Annotated in this window: 12 protein-coding genes; 6 read left to right on the forward strand and 6 right to left on the reverse strand. The window is 71.7% G+C overall.

Going from position 1 to position 15864, the window contains the following annotated elements:
• Positions 1–23 precede the first annotated feature (23 nt).
• The gene (locus tag AS97_RS06100) at positions 24–440 is read right to left on the reverse strand and encodes a VOC family protein (RefSeq protein ID WP_059145481.1); all 417 of its coding nucleotides are present in this window, start codon (positions 438–440) and stop codon (positions 24–26) included.
• A 9-nt stretch (positions 441–449) separates the two neighbouring features.
• Positions 450–878, reverse strand: coding sequence for a helix-turn-helix transcriptional regulator (locus tag AS97_RS06105; protein WP_210564469.1), 429 nt, complete (start codon positions 876–878; stop codon positions 450–452).
• Positions 879–1001: 123 nt separating this feature from the next.
• Here AS97_RS06105 and AS97_RS06110 point away from each other — a divergent pair, with 123 nt between their 5' ends.
• Positions 1002–1412 (forward strand): VOC family protein, encoded by a 411-nt coding sequence (locus tag AS97_RS06110; RefSeq protein ID WP_086709565.1) that lies wholly within the window; start codon positions 1002–1004, stop codon positions 1410–1412.
• Between the two features lie 122 nt (positions 1413–1534).
• The gene (locus tag AS97_RS06115) at positions 1535–3928 is read left to right on the forward strand and encodes an excinuclease ABC subunit UvrA (RefSeq protein ID WP_059145483.1); all 2394 of its coding nucleotides are present in this window, start codon (positions 1535–1537) and stop codon (positions 3926–3928) included.
• A gap of 72 nt (positions 3929–4000) precedes the next feature.
• On the opposite strand, the gene AS97_RS06120 is transcribed toward AS97_RS06115, so the two are convergent.
• Both AS97_RS06120 and AS97_RS06125 read right to left on the reverse strand, forming a co-directional pair.
• Complete coding sequence (locus AS97_RS06120; protein ID WP_210564470.1) at positions 4001–8446, reverse strand: caspase family protein; 4446 nt, start codon at positions 8444–8446, stop codon at positions 4001–4003.
• Positions 8443–8835, reverse strand: a complete 393-nt coding sequence (locus AS97_RS06125) for a hypothetical protein (protein ID WP_143670360.1) — start codon at positions 8833–8835, stop codon at positions 8443–8445. The genes AS97_RS06120 and AS97_RS06125 overlap by 4 nt, the downstream gene beginning before the upstream one ends.
• A gap of 671 nt (positions 8836–9506) precedes the next feature.
• Between AS97_RS06125 and AS97_RS48465 the strand changes: the two genes are divergently transcribed.
• Positions 9507–10091, forward strand: a complete 585-nt coding sequence (locus AS97_RS48465) for an FAD-dependent oxidoreductase (RefSeq protein ID WP_276527164.1) — start codon at positions 9507–9509, stop codon at positions 10089–10091.
• Positions 10092–10168: 77 nt separating this feature from the next.
• Here the strand turns inward: AS97_RS48465 and AS97_RS06140 are convergent, their stop codons facing one another.
• Both AS97_RS06140 and AS97_RS06145 read right to left on the reverse strand, forming a co-directional pair.
• A complete protein-coding gene (locus AS97_RS06140) occupies positions 10169–11359 on the reverse strand; it encodes an acyl-CoA dehydrogenase family protein (protein ID WP_210564471.1) in 1191 nt (396 codons plus the stop codon).
• Positions 11360–11494: 135 nt separating this feature from the next.
• On the reverse strand, positions 11495–13603 hold the full coding sequence (locus AS97_RS06145) for a pyridoxamine 5'-phosphate oxidase family protein (RefSeq protein ID WP_210564472.1): 2109 nt from the start codon (positions 13601–13603) through the stop codon (positions 11495–11497).
• A 142-nt stretch (positions 13604–13745) separates the two neighbouring features.
• On the opposite strand from AS97_RS06145, the gene dhaK reads away from it, so the two are divergent.
• Genes dhaK through AS97_RS06160 form a run of 3 tightly spaced genes read left to right on the forward strand, consistent with a single transcriptional unit; the run spans position 13746 to position 15845 of the window.
• Entirely contained in the window at positions 13746–14738 is a 993-nt protein-coding gene (gene dhaK, locus AS97_RS06150) for a dihydroxyacetone kinase subunit DhaK (protein ID WP_086709569.1), read from the forward strand.
• 58 nt (positions 14739–14796) lie between these two features.
• On the forward strand, positions 14797–15432 hold the full coding sequence (gene dhaL, locus AS97_RS06155; RefSeq protein ID WP_210564473.1) for a dihydroxyacetone kinase subunit DhaL: 636 nt from the start codon (positions 14797–14799) through the stop codon (positions 15430–15432).
• Positions 15429–15845 (forward strand): PTS fructose transporter subunit IIA, encoded by a 417-nt coding sequence (locus tag AS97_RS06160; protein ID WP_210564474.1) that lies wholly within the window; start codon positions 15429–15431, stop codon positions 15843–15845. The genes dhaL and AS97_RS06160 overlap by 4 nt, the downstream gene beginning before the upstream one ends.
• The last annotated feature ends 19 nt before the right edge of the window (positions 15846–15864 follow it).

Consider the following 15864-nt stretch of genomic DNA (forward strand, 5'->3'; position numbering starts at 1 on the left):
CCCCTGCGCGGGCCCCGAAGGGCTCACTTCTTCAGGGGCTGGGTGAAGCGCAGCATGTTGCCGGAGGGGTCGCGGAACGCGCAGTCGCGGACGCCGTAAGGCTGGTCCATGGGCTCTTGCAGCACCTCGCCGCCCGCGGCGCTGACGCGCTCGAAGGTGGCGTCGCAGTCGTCCGTCGCGAAGATGACACCGCGCAACAGGCCCTTGGCCATCAGCTCCGCCATGACCTGTCTGTCGGCGGGCGAGGCGTTGGGGTCGGCGAGGGGCGGTTCGAGGACGATGTTCACGTCCGGCTGCGAGGGTGCCCCGACGGTCACCCAGCGCATTCCCTCGAACCCGACGTCGTTGCGGACCTCGAGGCCGAGGGCATCGCGGTAGAAGGCGAGCGCCTTGTCGTGGTCGTCGACGGCGATGAAGCAACTGGAGAGTGTGATGTCCATACGCTCACGCTACGGCCGGTCGGCGGGGCTCGCTTCTCCGTTCCTGACCGGTCGCGTGTGGATCTTGGCCATGCAGGCCGGGATGGCGGCGCCATCGTCATGACTCCGGGCCCGGTAGCTGCTCGGGCTCTCGCCGACCAGCTCGGTGAAGCGCGAGCTGAACGACCCGAGCGACGTACCACCGACCGCCATGCAGACCTCGGTCACCGTAAGGTCGCCGCGCCGCAGCAGCGCCTTGGCCCGCTCGATGCGGCGGGTCATCAGATAGCTGTACGGCGTCTCGCCGAAGGCGGCGCGGAAGCTGCGGGAGAAGTGGCCCGGCGACATCAGGGCGCCACGCGCCAGCGCCGGGACGTCGAGCGGCTCGGCGTAGTCGCGGTCCATCCGGTCGCGGGCCCGCCGCAGCCGGACCAGGTCATCGAGATCCTGCCGTTTCACCGGCTCAGTTTCCCACAGCACCGGGGGCCGGGGAGGAGGAGCGACCGGCCGGGAAAAGCGGCCGACCGGACCGGTCAGGAATGGAGAAGCCCCGCTCCCGCGGGCGCGGCTAGCGTCATCGCCATGGACCTCACCATTCACTGGACCTTCCTCCCGCATGACGACCCGGACGCCTCGCTGGCCTTCTACCGCGACACCCTCGGCTTCGAGGTCCGCAAGGACGTCGGATACGACGGGATGCGCTGGATCACGGTCGGCCCCGCCGGACAGCCCGGAACCTCCATCGTCCTGGAGCCCCCGGCCCTCGGCCCCGGCATCACCGACGACGAGCGCCGCACGGTCGTCGAAATGATGGCCAAGGGCAGCTACGCCCGCGTCACCCTGGCCACCGCCGACCTCGACGGCGTCTTCGCACGGGTGCGGGCCAGCGGCGCCGAGGTCGTCCAGGAGCCGACCGAGCAGCCGTACGGCATTCGCGACTGCGCCTTCCGCGATCCCGCGGGCAACATGATCCGCATCAACGAGCTGCCCTGAGCCGTCCGGCCCCGGCAGCCACGACCGGCGAACCGGACGTATTGTTCGAAGCTGGTCAGATCGAGCCAGGCGACACCGCTGGAGATCGCGAAGGCGGCACCGCCCGAACAGATGGAGACACGATGAGCATGGCCACGGACACGGACCAGCGGTCACCTGTGCCCCACGTCGCCGACAGCCACGATCTGATCCGGGTGCACGGCGCGCGCGAGAACAACCTCAAGGACGTCAGCATCGAGATCCCGAAGCGTCGGCTGACGGTGTTCACCGGCGTCTCCGGTTCGGGCAAGAGCTCGCTGGTGTTCACCACCATCGCCGCGGAGTCGCAGCGGCTGATCAACGAGACCTACAGCACCTTCGTGCAGGGCTTCATGCCGACGCAGGCGCGGCCCGAGGTCGATGTACTCGACGGGCTGACCAGCGCGATCATCGTCGACCAGCAGCGGATGGGGTCCGACCCCCGCTCCACCGTCGGCACCGCCACCGACGCCAACGCGATGCTGCGCATCCTCTTCAGCCGGCTCGGCGAGCCGCACATCGGCCCGCCCGGCGCGTACTCCTTCAACGTCGCCTCGGTCTCGGCGAGGGGTGGGTTCACGGTCGACCGCGGTACCGAGAAGACCAAGACCGAGACGGTGAGCTTCAGCCGCACCGGCGGCATGTGCACGCACTGCGAGGGCCGGGGCTCGGTCTCCGACATCGACCTCACCCAGCTCTACGACGACTCCAAGTCGCTCGCCGAGGACCCGTTCACCATCCCCACCTACACCGGTGGCGGCTGGGTCGTGCGGGTCATCGCCGAATCGGGCTTCTTCGACAAGGACAAGCCGATCCGCGAGTACACCAAGAAGGAGCGGCACGACTTCCTCCACCGCGAGCCCACCAAGGTGAAGATCAACGGCGTCAACCTCACCTACGAAGGGCTGATCCCGAAGATCCAGAAGTCGTTCCTCGCCAAGGACCGCGAGTCGATGCAGCCGCACATCCGGGCGTTCGTGGACCGGGCGGTCACCTTCGCCGAGTGTTCCGAGTGCGGCGGCAGCCGGCTCAGCGAGCTGGCCCGCTCCTCCCGGATCGGCAAGGTCAACATCGCCGACGCCTGCGCGATGGAGATTCGCGACCTGGCCGAATGGATCCGCGGACTGGACGAGCCCTCGGTGGCACCGCTGCTCGCCAAGGTGCGGCACACCCTCGACTCGTTCGTGGAGATCGGCCTCGGCTACCTCTCGCTCGACCGGGCCTCGGGCACGCTCTCCGGCGGCGAGGCGCAGCGCATCAAGATGATCCGCCACCTCGGCTCCTCGCTCACCGATGTCACCTACGTCTTCGACGAGCCCACCATCGGCCTGCACCCGCATGACATCCAGCGGATGAACGATCTGCTGCTGCGGCTGCGGGACAAGGGCAACACGGTGCTGGTGGTGGAGCACAAGCCGGAGACGATCGCCATCGCCGACCACGTCGTGGACCTCGGCCCCGGCGCCGGCACGGCGGGCGGCACCGTCTGCTTCGAGGGCAGCGTCGCGGGACTGCGGGCGAGCGAGACCGTCACCGGGCGCCATCTCGACGACCGGGCCGGGCTCAAGGAGACGGTCCGCAAGGCCACCGGCGCCCTGGAGATCCGCGGCGCGACGGCCAATAACCTGCGGAACGTCGACGTCGACATCCCGCTCGGTGTGCTCTGCGTCGTCACCGGGGTCGCCGGCTCCGGCAAGAGCTCACTCCTCCACGGTTCCATCCCGGCCCCGGAGGGTGTGGTCTCGGTGGACCAGACCCCGATCCGCGGCTCACGCCGGAGCAACCCGGCGACGTACACCGGGCTGCTCGACCCGATCCGCAAGGCGTTCGCGAAGGTCAACGGCGTCAAGCCGGCGATGTTCAGCGCCAACTCCGAGGGCGCCTGCCCCACCTGCAACGGCGCCGGCGTGATCTACACCGACCTGGCGATCATGCAGAGCACCGCCACCACCTGCGAGGAGTGCGAGGGGAAGCGGTTCGACGCGTCGGTGCTGGAGTACCACTTCGGCGGCCGTGACATCAGCGAGGTGCTCGCGATGTCGGTGGCCGAGGCCGAGGAGTTCTTCGGCAGCGGCGAGGCGCGCACCCCGGCGGCCCACAAGATCCTCCAGCGGATGTCGGACGTCGGACTCGGCTACCTCACCCTCGGCCAGCCGCTCACCACGCTCTCCGGCGGCGAGCGGCAGCGGCTCAAGCTGGCCGTCCACATGGCCGACAAGGGCGGCGTCTACGTCCTCGACGAGCCGACCACGGGGCTGCACCTCGCCGACGTCGAACAACTGCTCGGCCTGCTCGACCGGCTCGTCGACTCCGGCAAGTCGGTCATCGTCATCGAGCACCACCAGGCGGTCATGGCACACGCCGACTGGATCATCGACCTCGGCCCCGGTGCCGGTCATGACGGCGGCCGCATCGTCTTCGAGGGCACCCCCGCCGACCTCGTCGCCGAGCGCTCCACCCTCACCGGCCAGCACCTGGCGGAGTACATCGGCGCCTGACCGAGGTGGCCGGCGCGCGCACCTGGCCGAGGCGCCGCCGGCACGACATCAGATCCGGGATGGCGGCGCCTCTCATGTGGCGCCGTCGTGCCCGGATGACTTCGGACAGGTCTCCACGAACTCCGCAGCCGGTACGTGGTCTGCCCACTGTTCACGGGTGAGGCCGCCGCCCGCGACCCGGCAGGCCATGCCGATGGTGTCGGCCGCGATCTCGGGGTAGTCGCCGATGTCCACGACGTAGGCGAAGCCCGCACTCGATGTGATCATGGTCCGCCCGTGTGGTCCGCCCAGCACCACGTCGTCGACGCCCTCGCTGTGGCTGCCGAAGGTGAGCGCGAGATGCGGCCGCTCGGGGTCGGCGACGCTCCACAGGCGTACGGCGCCGTCCTCCCCCGCACCGGCCAGCAGATCGCCCTCGGGATGAAAGGCGAGCCGGTTGGTCTTCGCGGCGTCCCCTCCCATCGGTTCGGTCTCGCCCCGCAGGCGTGCGCTTCCCGCGTGTTCCGCGTCCCACAGGTGCACACCGATGTCCGGGCCCGTGGTCGGGGGCAGCTGAGCGACGGCCGCCACGGTGTTCCCCCCGGGAGCGAACGCCGCCCAGGAGCCTGCCAGGTAGAAGTGGTCGCCGGACAGCAAGGTCAGCTTCCCGGAGGAGAGGTCCCAGAGGTGGACCCTCACCCCCGCCAGCAAGAGCCGGCGGCCGTCCGGGCTGAAGGCGACCTCCCTCAGCCCGCCAAGGGTGCGGGATCGGGTCACGGCGGGCCGGGCGGGGTCGGAGACGTCCCAGACGCGGACCTGTTCCAGGTCGTTGACGGCGAGCAGCGGCGCGTCGGGGGCGAAGGCCAGCGAGGGTCCGACGGCCCCTTGGTTGTCGCTGCTCAAGGAGCCGGCAATCCGTGGACGGGCCGGGTCGGAGACATCCCAGAGGGTGACCCTCCGGTCGTGGTTCAGTGTCGCGAGCAGGGCGCCGTCGGAGCTGAAGGCGACGTCGGAGATGACATCACCGGTGCCGATGACGGTAGTGCCGCCGACGCCGTCGTACGCGTTCTCCACGGGGTTGTCCAGTTCGGCCAGCCGCCGTGGTTCGGCGGGGTCGGCCAGGTCCCACAGGCCGATCCGCGCACCCCGGGTGGCGGCGAGTGTCGTGCCGTCCGGCGCCAGGGCCAGGTCATTCCCGTCCGGTATCACGTCCAGGACCTCCGTCTGGTCGACGTCGGCCATGTCCCAGTGGACGACCTCACCGAAGCTCACCGAGACCAGCGAGCGGCCGTCCGCACCGAACCTCGTCGCCTCGACGAACGACGAGTGCCCGGCCAACCGGGACAGTCCGGTCACATCCCGTGGATCGCCGACATTCCACAGGGCAACGCTTTTGTCCCATCCTCCGCTGGCCAGACGCCGGCCGTCCGGGGAGAAGTCGAGGGAGCCGACGGTATTCGCATGGGCCGTCCATTCGTCGAGGACCTCAGGGTGCCGGGGCGAGCGAATGTCGACCATTTTGACCACGCGGTCGTCGCTCACCGCCAGCAGCTCGCCGTCCGGACTGAACGCCAACACGTCGCCGCCCTCTTCCACCTTTCCACGGGGCCGGGGCTCGCGGGGGTTCGAGAGGTCCCACAAACGCGTGTCCCCGTTGCTGTCCGCGGTGGCGAGCAGGTGGCCGTCCGGGCTGAACGCCACCCGGTCGCTCTGCAGGCTCAGACGCGAGGTGTCCTTGACGACGGAGAGCCGTCGCGGGCTCCTCGGATCTCGGACGTCCCACAGGGTGAGCATGCCGGGACCGCCGTGCCGGGACCAGCCGATGGCCGCCACCATGCTTCCGTCCGGGCTCACGGCGACCCCGGCCGGTCGATCGGTCTCGTCCGTCACGTCCTCCGCCCGCAGCGTCGCCACCTGACGCGACCCCCCGTCCCGCCACGGGCCGGCGACGTTCCACAGCCGCACCTCGTCTTCACCGCACGTGGCCGCGAGCATCCGGTCGTCGGGCCCGCCGAAGGCCACGCTCGAGCCCGCGCCGTCCTTCGAGGGACACGCCAGTCGTGCCAGCGGGGTGCGGGGAACCGAGCGGCGGCTGGTGTCCCACAGTGCCAGATCCTCACCGCTCACCGTGGCCAGCCTCCGCCCACCGGCGGCGAGCACCCCATCGGTCTCCGACGCGGGCAGCCTGGAGGCGCCGCGGAACGCGTTCCCGGCCAGGGTGTCGAAGAGCGCACGGCGGGCGTCGGCACTGGGACGCAGCGCGTAGGCGGCGAGGCCGAGCCGCAGTGCGGTGCGCGGGTCGGTCGTATCGAGGTTGCCGGCCTCGGCCAACAGCGAGCGGGCGGTGGCCAGCCGTTGCTGCGCTTCCGCGTTCCGCTGCTGTCGCACCGCGACGACGGCGGCGACGAGCGCGAGGCACAGGGCGACGGCGACAGCGGCCAGTGCTCGTTTCAGCATCCTGGTCCGGCGCTGCTCGCGATGCAGTTCGCTCGTGGCCGCAGCCTGTCCGGCCGCGAGGAACTCCGCTTCCGTGGCCAGCAGTTCGGACTGCTCGGCGAGTTCAACAGCCGCCTGGAGCCGACTCCCCCGGTAGAGGAAGGCGGCATCACGTCCCGCGGTGTCCCACTCCTCGGCAGCGGTTCCCAGCTGTTGCCGCAGCAGCAGGGTCGCGGCATCTTCCTCGATCCACCGCCGAAGCTGGGGCCAGGCCCGCAGCAGTGCCTCGTGCGCGATCTGCACCGTGTCCTTGTCCGCCGTCAAGAGACGTGCGTCGGCCAGCCGTTCGCGGATGTCTTCCGACCCGGCCGGCACGGCGGCGAGCGGAACCCGATGCCGTACGACCGGGGCTCCGCCGTCCGGGGGGAGATGGACCAGACGCAGCAGCAGCTCCCGCATCATCGCGCGTCCCTCACCGTCCAGTGAGTCGTAGAAGCGCTGGGTCGTGGTGGCCACCGAATGCCAGATGCCCTTCGTGGCCTGATATCCGGAGAGGGTGAGCCGGCTTCCGCTGCGGCGACGCCATGTCTCCCGCAACACGTGGGCCAGGAACGGCAGTGCGGCCGCCGCGTCATGGGCTGAGCGCCCCGACCGCAGGTCGTGCAGCAGCCGGTCGGTCAGCCCCGGCTCGACGGTCAGTCCCACGGCCGCTGCCGGGCCCTCGACAGCGGCGCGCAGCTCCCGCTCGCGCAGCGGGGGAACGGTGAGCTGGGCCCGGGCCAGAGCCCTTTCGAGCCCGGGCTCCTCCAGGCAGCTTCCGTAGTGGTCGGCGCGCAGGGCGAGGACGACGCGGGGTGTGGAGCGGGGCCCGTTCCGGGTGAGCACGGAGACGAACGCGGCGCGCTCATCCGGCGTGTGGCACCGTGTGAAGATCTCCTCGAACTGATCGACCACCAGCAGTCGGCAGGCGGGCTGCTCGTGCAGCGGCGGTGGGAAGCACCCACGTTCCAGTTCGGTCCGTACCTCTCGCGTGTCACGCCCGGTGGCTCGTGCCCACGCCTCGGCCAGGGTGCGCATCGGGTGCGGCCCAGGGGCCGGAACCAGCAGCGCGGGGGCAAGCGAGGTGGCACGGGCCTCGAGACCGGCGAGCAGGCCGGCGCGCAGCACGGACGACTTGCCCGCGCCGGAGGCGCCCACCAGCACCACCGGGCCGTCGTCCGGCGCGTCCTCGACCATCTCGAAGAGCCGCGAGGTGAGTTCCTCGCGTCCGAAGAAGTGCGCACTGTCCTCCGCGCGGTACGGCTGCAGCCCTGGGTACGGGCACGGCAGGTCCGCCGGCCGGTCGGCCTCCTCGGTTCGACCGGCCGGGTAGGCGCGGTTGCGGGCGAGCACGAGCGATCCCAGCGTGCCCTCACTCTGCCGGGCCGGATTGACGCGCCCGTCGTCCGCGAACTCCTCGTCGAGCGCGGCATGCAGCCGGTCGGCGGTCAGCCACAGTGGTCCGGCCGGGTCTCCCGCGTTGAGCAGTTCGAGCAGCCGCCCGCTGAACAGGGTGTGCCGTTCGCCCTCGGGGGCGAACGAGAGCGCGTAGTGCGAGGCCGATGTGAGCAGGAAGCTGCCCCGGGGCCGCGAGGAGGCGAAGGCCCGACGCGCCCCGCCCTGCGCGGGCGGAGCACCCGCACGGCCGGAGAAGCAGCAGTCGAGGACGACGAGGCTGCCACTCGGCGCCTCGCCCAGCAGGTCACGGATCGTGCGGTAGGAGACGGACTGTGCGACGTGCCGGGCGGATCGGCTGGCCCGGGTGGCGAGGTACAGGTCGTCGCGCGGACCGAGCAGACCGTGCCCGGCGTAGTAGAACAGCACGGGTCCGCCGTCGGCGGCTGTCGCCTCCTCGACCGCACCGACCACCTCGGCGGCATGGGCGTGAGCCGGGACGCGCACGACGTGCCCCGGCGCCATGCCGCACACGTCGAGCAGAGTGTCCCGAAGATCGTCGAGCGTGGTATCGACGGACGGCAGATCTTCCAGTTTCGACCCGCGGATGTGGCCCCCGGTGCCGAACAGCACGGCTCGCGCGCCGGGTGCCGCGAGACCGCCGGTCATGTCGTCGGGGAGTCCGGCGAGTCCGCCCCGTCCCGCGGGGGGCGTGCCAGGCGTTCGGCGAGGTCGGCCGCCTCCTGCGGGCTCAGCGCGCGGGCCTGGCGGGAGGAGATGGTGATCCGGGTGCCATCGGGCCGGGTCACACTGATCGTGTGGCTGCTGCGACGGGTCTGCACCCAGGCCACCAGTGCCCCCGCGAAGGCCGCGGCGACCCCGCCGGGCTCCAGCACCGCCACCAACGCGTCGGCGGCCGGCCCCATCGCCCCCGCCGGAACACCGCCCCGTTCCACCCGGTCGACGCGCCCTCTCAGCTGCGGTACGTCCGTCAGCCACGTTCCGAGTTCCGCGAGGCCGCCCTCCACGCCGTCCTCATCGCCACGTACCGTCACCACAAGCCGCATGTTCCCCCCGGGTCGGACGTTCCCTCCGGGCAAGGCGACGCCCCAGCTGAGCCGCCCCTCCTCACCCTTCCGACAGCATGCCGCACGGGAACCACGCACGACACGCTTTTCCTCGGCAGGGTCGCCGGCTCCACACCGTCCAGGGCGTTTTCGCCGGCAGTCGGCGCCGGCGCACCGCGCTGCCGCCCGGGCGGTGCCAACGAGACATCGCACCGCGGCGTGTGTCACGAGAGCCGCCGGAGCCGCGGTGTCGGTGGTATCCCGGGGCTGTCGGTCCGATGCCGGTGGCTTGTCGGCGCAGGGCCGGTGGTTTGTGGGCGGAGGGCCGGAGCCTTGCCGGAGAGCCTGCCGGGTGCCCATCCGGCGGGCATCCGACAGGCAAGGAATCCGCATGACCACTCACGTCACGATCATCGGCGCCGGACTCGGCGGGCTCACGCTCGCCCGCGTCCCGCACGTCCGCGGCATCCCGGCCACCGGCTACGAGGCGGAGTACGGCAGCCACCGGCCCCCCGGCTCACTGACCCGGTCCCCCTGGGGGATCCCGCCCCGCACCGCTGACCGGCGGGGGTACGACCGCCGGTCCGGTGGATGTCGGTCGGACGGCCGGGGCGGGAAGTGCGGGCCGCACAGAGCCTTCACGAACCGAGAGCCGAGGCGTCATGGAACACAAGCTCCGCCTGCTGAGCCGGCGGGCCATCCCCCCGTGGCGCGGCAGCGGTCGCGACCGGAACCCTCGCAGCGTGTGCGAAGGAGAACGGGGGCGGCGGCAACCGGAGCAACCGCGGGCGGGACGACCTCGACGTCATCGGCGCCGGCGTCGCCGGACCGGCCGCGGCCCGCGACTCGCCGGCCAGGGCAGGGAGGTCGTCGTCCTCGAAGCCCGCGACCGTATCGGCGGCCGCATGTTCACCGACCGCACGTCGCCGCCCGTGCCGGAGTACGGATGCGAGTGGATCCACGGAGAGAACGCCTCGGCGTGGGATCGGGGGCTACAACCAGATCCTGGCCCCCTCGCCAAGGGCCTGTCCATCCAGCGCGAAACCGTCGTCAAGCGCGTGGAGTACTCCACGACCTCAGTCACCGTCAGCGCCGAACGACAAGGCCGCACCGTCAGGTACACGGCCCGCACCGCGGTGGTGGCCCTTCCCGTCACCGCGCTGGCCGCCGACGCCATCGCGTTCTCCCCGCGGCCGCCGAAGGTGAAGACGGAGGTCTTCACGTCCGCGCCGAGCCAGTCACGGTGAAGGACAGGCGCAGCACAGCATCGGGGAGACGCTCCCTGCGCATACAGCACTGCGGGCTTCCAGACCCCCTCACCTTCTCAGCGGCGCACCCGTGGCATCCCCAGGCCGATCCAGGAGATGATCTCCCGCTGGATCTCGTTGTTGCCACCGCCGAAGGTGAAGACGACGCTGCTGCGGTAGCCACGCTCCAGCTCTCCGTGGAGGACCTCGCCCGCCGAGCCCTCCTTGAGCGGACCCGCGGCGCCGACGATCTCCATCAGCCAGGCGTAGGCGTCGCGGCGCGCCTCGGAGCCGTACACCTTGACGGCGGAGGCGTCCTGCGGGGTCAGGGTGTCGCGCTGGAGGGCGTCCACCATCTGCCAGTTGAGCACCTTCATGGCGTCCAGCCGGGCGTGTGTACGGGCCAGCCGGCCGCGCACCCAGGCCAGGTCGATCACCCGGCGGCCGTCGGGGAGCTTGGTGTCGGCGGCCCACTGGCGGACGCCGCGCAGGGCGCGGATGGCCATGGTGCCGTGGGCGGCGAGGGTGACCCGCTCGTAGTTGAGCTGGGTGGTGATCATGCGCCAGCCCTCGTTCTCGGGGCCGACCCGGCGGGTGGCCGGGACGCGGATGTTCTCGTAGTAGCTGGCGGTGGTGTCGTGGGAGGCGAGGGTCTTGATGAGGGTGGCGGAGTAGCCGGGGTCGGCGGTCGGGACCAGCAGGATGCTGATGCCCTTGTGGGGTTTGGCGTCGGGGTCGGTGCGGACCGCGAGCCAGACCCAGTCGGCGGTGTCGCCGTTGGTCGTCCAGGTCTTCTGGCCATTGACGGTGTAGTAGCCGGAGGCGGTGTCGCCGTCGCGCACCGCGCGGGTCTTGAGGGAGGCGAGGTCGGTACCGGCGTCGGGCTCGCTGTAGCCGATCGCGAAGTCGATCTCGCCGGAGAGGACCTTGGGCAGGAAGTACGCCTTCTGCTCCTCGGTGCCGAACCGCATGATCGTGGGCCCGACCGTATTGAGCGCCATCAGCGGCAGCGGCACGCCGGCCTGGGCCGCCTCGTCGAAGAAGATGAACTGCTCGACCGGGCCGAGCCCGCGCCCGCCGTACTCCTGGGGCCAGCCGACCCCCAGCCAGCCGTCGGTGCCGAGCCGGCGGATGGTCTCGCGGTAGAACCGCTTCTGCCCGGTGGAGTCGGCATAGCGGGCGTAGGCGTCGTCGGGGACCAGTTGGGCGAAGTACGCGCGCAGCTCATCGCGCAACCGCCGCTGATCAGGGGTGTATTCGAGGTCCACGGCCCCTCCTGGAGTCTCGCGTGCGCCGTACGGCGGTCTGGGAGCGTCCTGGGATCGAGGGGCACGGTAGAACGTGTTCCAACAATACGGAAGGGCCGTGGACCGGGCCCGTCGACCCGGTCCACGGCCCGGGCCTCAGCCCTCCACCCGGGGCGGGCTGTCGTCGGTGCCGCGCCGTACGACCTGTACCGGCTGGCCCGGACGCCAGGTGCGCAGCACCATCTGCCCGTTCTCCAGGGCGGTGTGCACCACCTCGGTCAGCTCGGCGCGGTAGAGGTGGAAGGGCTCGGGCGGCCGGACCTCCTCGGCGAAGCGGGCGACGGTCCCGGGGTCGGTCACCTCGACCGCCCGGCCGCTCACCCGCACATCGCCCTCGGTCAGCCCAGCGCCGGGGCCCGGGTTGGCCTGCACCGAGAACCGCGCATCGCGGCGCAGGTCCGGCGCCTTGCGCGAGTCGGGCATCATGCCCAGCCACAACTCGCCGGAGAGGAAGGTGACTTCGAGCGGGGTCACCCGCGGGGAGCCGTCCTGGCGCAGGGTGGCCAGCACATGGTGGCGGTAGCGGCCGAAGCGGTCCTGGGCGTAGTCGGCGAAGGCGGGCTCGGCCGCCGCGAATCCGGCCCAGCTGGTGGTCGGGTAGGTCATCGACACGGCGCCCATGCTCGGGCCGTTTCCGGACGTCTCCTGTCGGGATTTCCCGGCTTCCCACTCCCGCGCCTGATCCGGTGGCAGATACGCGTTCCACTCGGTGCCCGGCAGCGGATAGGCGACCCAGGTCCGGGCGTAGGACGGCGGCCGGGTCTGGCCGCGCCGCAGCAGCAGCGCGGTGGGCTCACGGGCGGCGCGGCGCAGCAGCGTGGGGAGGGTGGTGGACCGGTTGTTGCCGCTGGTCTGCGCGGAGGAGCAGCCCGCGTGGTACGCGACGGGCTGGGCCCGGTCGCCGGTCACCAGACAGGGCGGCCGCAGCCCCAGCCGCTGCAGCCCCTGCGCGGCGGTGCGATAGCGCCCGGTGGTGTTGTCGGACTGCTTGGCGGTGTGGTTGAGGATGACGAACTGGCTGGCCAGATGGAGGGTGATGACCACCCCGAGGGCGACCGCCAGGTGCTGCGGTGAGCGCGCGGCCCGCACCGCACGGAACACCAGCCCGGCGATCGGCAGTGCCAGCAGCGCGTAGGAGGGCATCAGGAAGCGCGGTGCGGAGTAGTCGATGAGCAGCAGATACGGCAGGGCGAGGGTGGCCGCGCAGACGATGGGCAGCACGGTCAGCGGTACGGCGGGGAGCCGGGCGGCCGGTCTGCCCAGCCCCACCCGCATCCGGCGCAGCTCTTGGCGGTCGCGCAGCGCGGCATGAACACACAGAAGGGTCAGCACGGGCAGTGCCAGCCACCATACGGTCAGCTCCGGGTGGCGCAGCGGCACCTCGCAGGGGCGGCACAGCTGAGGTCCGTTGAGACTGCGCAGCGCGGCCCCCACGCTGAAGTGGAGGCCCATGCCGCCCTCGACATCGCTGGAGATGTTCAGCCGCTCGCCGATGCCGCCGAAGCGGTCGTACGCCTCACCGATCCACTGGGCGGCGCCGAGCAGCGGCCCGCCGATCAGCGCGGGCAGGGCCGGCCGCCAGGTGCGCACCCCGATCGCGCCGATCAGCAGCGGCAGGGTGAGCCATCCTCCGTCGGGGGTACGCACCAGGGTGACACCCGCGAGGACGGCGGCCAGCCACCAGCGGGCATTGGTCTCGTGCGGCGCGCGGAGGAACCAGCCGACGGCGGCGACGGCGCCGATCGCCACCCAGAGGTTGGGCATCACCGCGGGCCCGCTGATCTGGGTGATCCACAGTCCGGAGAAGAGCAGCGCGGCCAGGGCGACCTGGGCCGGGGGCAGCAGCCGGGTCCAGACCCGGAAGGCGCCGTAGAGCGCGCCCGCGGAGACCAGCATGAGCAGGAGCCGCAGTGCAGGAATGGAGTCGGTCGCCGCCACGACGGGCGCGACCAGGAGACTGACGCCGCGCGAGCGGGGTGCGCTGAAGTACGCGGGCGGGGTGCGCGGGTCGACCTGGGAGACGTACACGGACTCGTCCCAGCCCAGCGCGTGGCCGGTGTGCGGGATCACCATGGCGAGCTGGACCACGGCGTATCCGATGGCCACCAGCCCGAGCCAGGGGGTCGGGCGACGGTACCGCCGCGGCTGGCGTGGCTGGGGGCGCGGGGGCAGGACGGCGGCCGCCGGTGCGGCAGTATTCTCCATGCGCGCACCATATGATGCCTATGTACCTTTTTCGTCCTATTAGGCCATCCGGCTCAGTGTCCAAGGGGTGCCATGGACGTGACGGATCCGTAGGCTGTTGCAGCGGTGCACAGCCCCCATCCGGCGGAGGACGGACACACCCATGAAGATGCTCATCAACGTCCCCGAGACGGTGGTCGCCGACGCGCTGCGCGGAATGGCCGCCTGTCACCCCGAACTGATCGTCGACGTCGAGAACCGGGTGATCGTCCGGCGGGACGCGCCGGTCGAGGGCAAGGTGGGACTGGTCTCCGGCGGCGGATCGGGACACGAGCCGCTGCACGGCGGTTTCGTGGGGAGCGGCATGCTCGACGCCGCCTGCCCCGGCGAGGTGTTCACCTCCCCCGTGCCGGATCAGATGGTGCGCGCCGCGGCGGCGGTGGACAGCGGCAAGGGCGTGCTGTTCATCATCAAGAACTACACGGGCGATGTGCTCAACTTCGACATGGCCGCCGAGCTTGCCGAGGACGAGGGCATCCAGGTCGCGAAGGTCCTGGTCAACGACGATGTGGCGGTGACCGACAGCCTCTACACGGCCGGCCGGCGCGGCACCGGGGCCACTCTGTTCGTAGAGAAGATCGCGGGCGCGGCGGCCGCCGAGGGCGCGCCGCTGGAGCGGGTGGAGTCGATCGCCCGGCGGGTGAACGAGCTCTCGCGGAGCTTCGGTGTCGCGCTCAGCCCCTGTTCCACCCCGTCCAAGGGCGGCCCCACCTTCGAGCTCCCCGACGGGGAGCTGGAATTGGGCGTGGGCATCCATGGCGAGCCCGGGCGCGAGCGGCGGGCGATGATGACCTCCCACGAGATCGCCGACTACGCGGTGCAGGTGGTGGTCGAGGACCTGCGCCCGGAGAACCCGGTGCTGCTCCTGGTCAACGGCATGGGCGCGACTCCGCAGCTCGAGCTGTACGGCTTCGCCGCCGAGGTGCACCGGGCGCTCGGCGAGCGGCAGGTGGCGGTGGCGCGTACGCTCGTCGGCAACTACGTCACGTCACTCGACATGGCGGGCGCCTCGATCACGCTGTGCCAGGTCGACGAGGACCTCCTGCGGCTGTGGGACGCGCCCGTGCGGACCGCCGGGCTGCGCTGGGGTGCCTGAGGCCGGCCGGCCCCCGATACGTACGCTGTCGCCGTTGGCTACGACCGAGGAGGCGCCTGTGTCCAGCAGTGAACCCGCCATCGATGACACGCTCGACACCCCTTTCTTCCTCCGATGGCTCACCGCCGCGGCCACGTCCGTGAGCCGTGAGGCGGCCCGCCTCACGGATCTTGACTCCGCGATCGGCGACGCCGACCACGGCACCAATATGCAGCGCGGCTTCGCCGCCGTGGCCGAGGCGCTGGAGAAGGAGCCGCCGGGCTCGCCCGGGGCCACGCTCATCCTGGCCGGGCGCCAGCTGATCTCCAAGGTGGGCGGGGCCTCCGGACCGCTGTACGGAACGCTGCTGCGCCGGGCCGGCAAGGCGCTCGGCGACGCCGAGCAGATCACCCCGCAGCAGCTGGCGGACGCGCTGCGGGCCGGGGTGGACGCGGTGGCGCAGCTCGGCGGCGCCGCGCCCGGCGACAAGACGATGCTGGACGCGCTACTCCCCGCCGTCGAGGCGCTGGGCGGGGCCACCGGGTCGTTCGCGGCCGCGGGCGAGGCCGCCGAGAAGGGCGCGCTGGCCACCGTGCCCATGCTGGCCCGCAAGGGCAGGGCCAGCTATCTGGGTGAGCGCAGCATCGGCCATCAGGACCCGGGGGCCACCTCGTCGGCCCTGCTCATCGCGGCACTGGCGGAGGCGGCACGATGACCGACGCGGGTGAGAAGAAGCTGGTCGGCATAGTGCTGGTGTCGCACAGCGCGGCGGTGGCGGACTCGGTGGCCGAGATGGCGAAGGGGCTGTCCGGCGGCGGCGCGGCACCGGTCCGCGCCGCGGGCGGCACCGCGGACGGCGGGTTCGGCACCAGTCCGGAGCTCATAGCGGAGGCGGCCCAGGCGGTCGACCGGGGCGCCGGAGTGGCGGTCCTGGTGGACCTGGGCAGCGCGGTCCTGGCCGTCAAGGCGCTGCTGGCCGAGGGCGATGAACTGCCGGAGGGCACCCGATTGGTGGACGCGCCGCTCGTGGAGGGGGCGGTCGCGGCGCTCGTCACCGCCTCCACCGGGGCGGATGTGGACGGGGTGCTCCAGGCGGCCTCGGAGGCGTACGACTACCGCAAGGTCTGACCCCGTTAGGTCTGACACC

The organism is Streptomyces sp. AgN23 (assembly GCF_001598115.1).
In the GTDB taxonomy this organism is placed as follows: domain Bacteria; phylum Actinomycetota; class Actinomycetes; order Streptomycetales; family Streptomycetaceae; genus Streptomyces; species Streptomyces antimycoticus.

Excerpts from the sequence above, each read along its gene's own strand:
- AS97_RS06100 (WP_059145481.1), bottom strand. The coding sequence starts at position 440 with ATGGACATCACACTCTCCAGTTGCTTCATCGCCGTCGACGACCACGAC.
- AS97_RS06110 (WP_086709565.1), top strand. The coding sequence starts at position 1,002 with ATGGACCTCACCATTCACTGGACCTTCCTCCCGCATGACGACCCGGAC.
- AS97_RS06115 (WP_059145483.1), top strand. The coding sequence starts at position 1,535 with ATGAGCATGGCCACGGACACGGACCAGCGGTCACCTGTGCCCCACGTC.
- AS97_RS06120 (WP_210564470.1), bottom strand. The coding sequence starts at position 8,446 with ATGACCGGCGGTCTCGCGGCACCCGGCGCGCGAGCCGTGCTGTTCGGC.
- AS97_RS48465 (WP_276527164.1), top strand. The coding sequence starts at position 9,507 with ATGGAACACAAGCTCCGCCTGCTGAGCCGGCGGGCCATCCCCCCGTGG.
- AS97_RS06145 (WP_210564472.1), bottom strand. The coding sequence starts at position 13,603 with ATGGAGAATACTGCCGCACCGGCGGCCGCCGTCCTGCCCCCGCGCCCC.
- dhaK (WP_086709569.1), top strand. The coding sequence starts at position 13,746 with ATGAAGATGCTCATCAACGTCCCCGAGACGGTGGTCGCCGACGCGCTG.
- AS97_RS06160 (WP_210564474.1), top strand. The coding sequence starts at position 15,429 with ATGACCGACGCGGGTGAGAAGAAGCTGGTCGGCATAGTGCTGGTGTCG.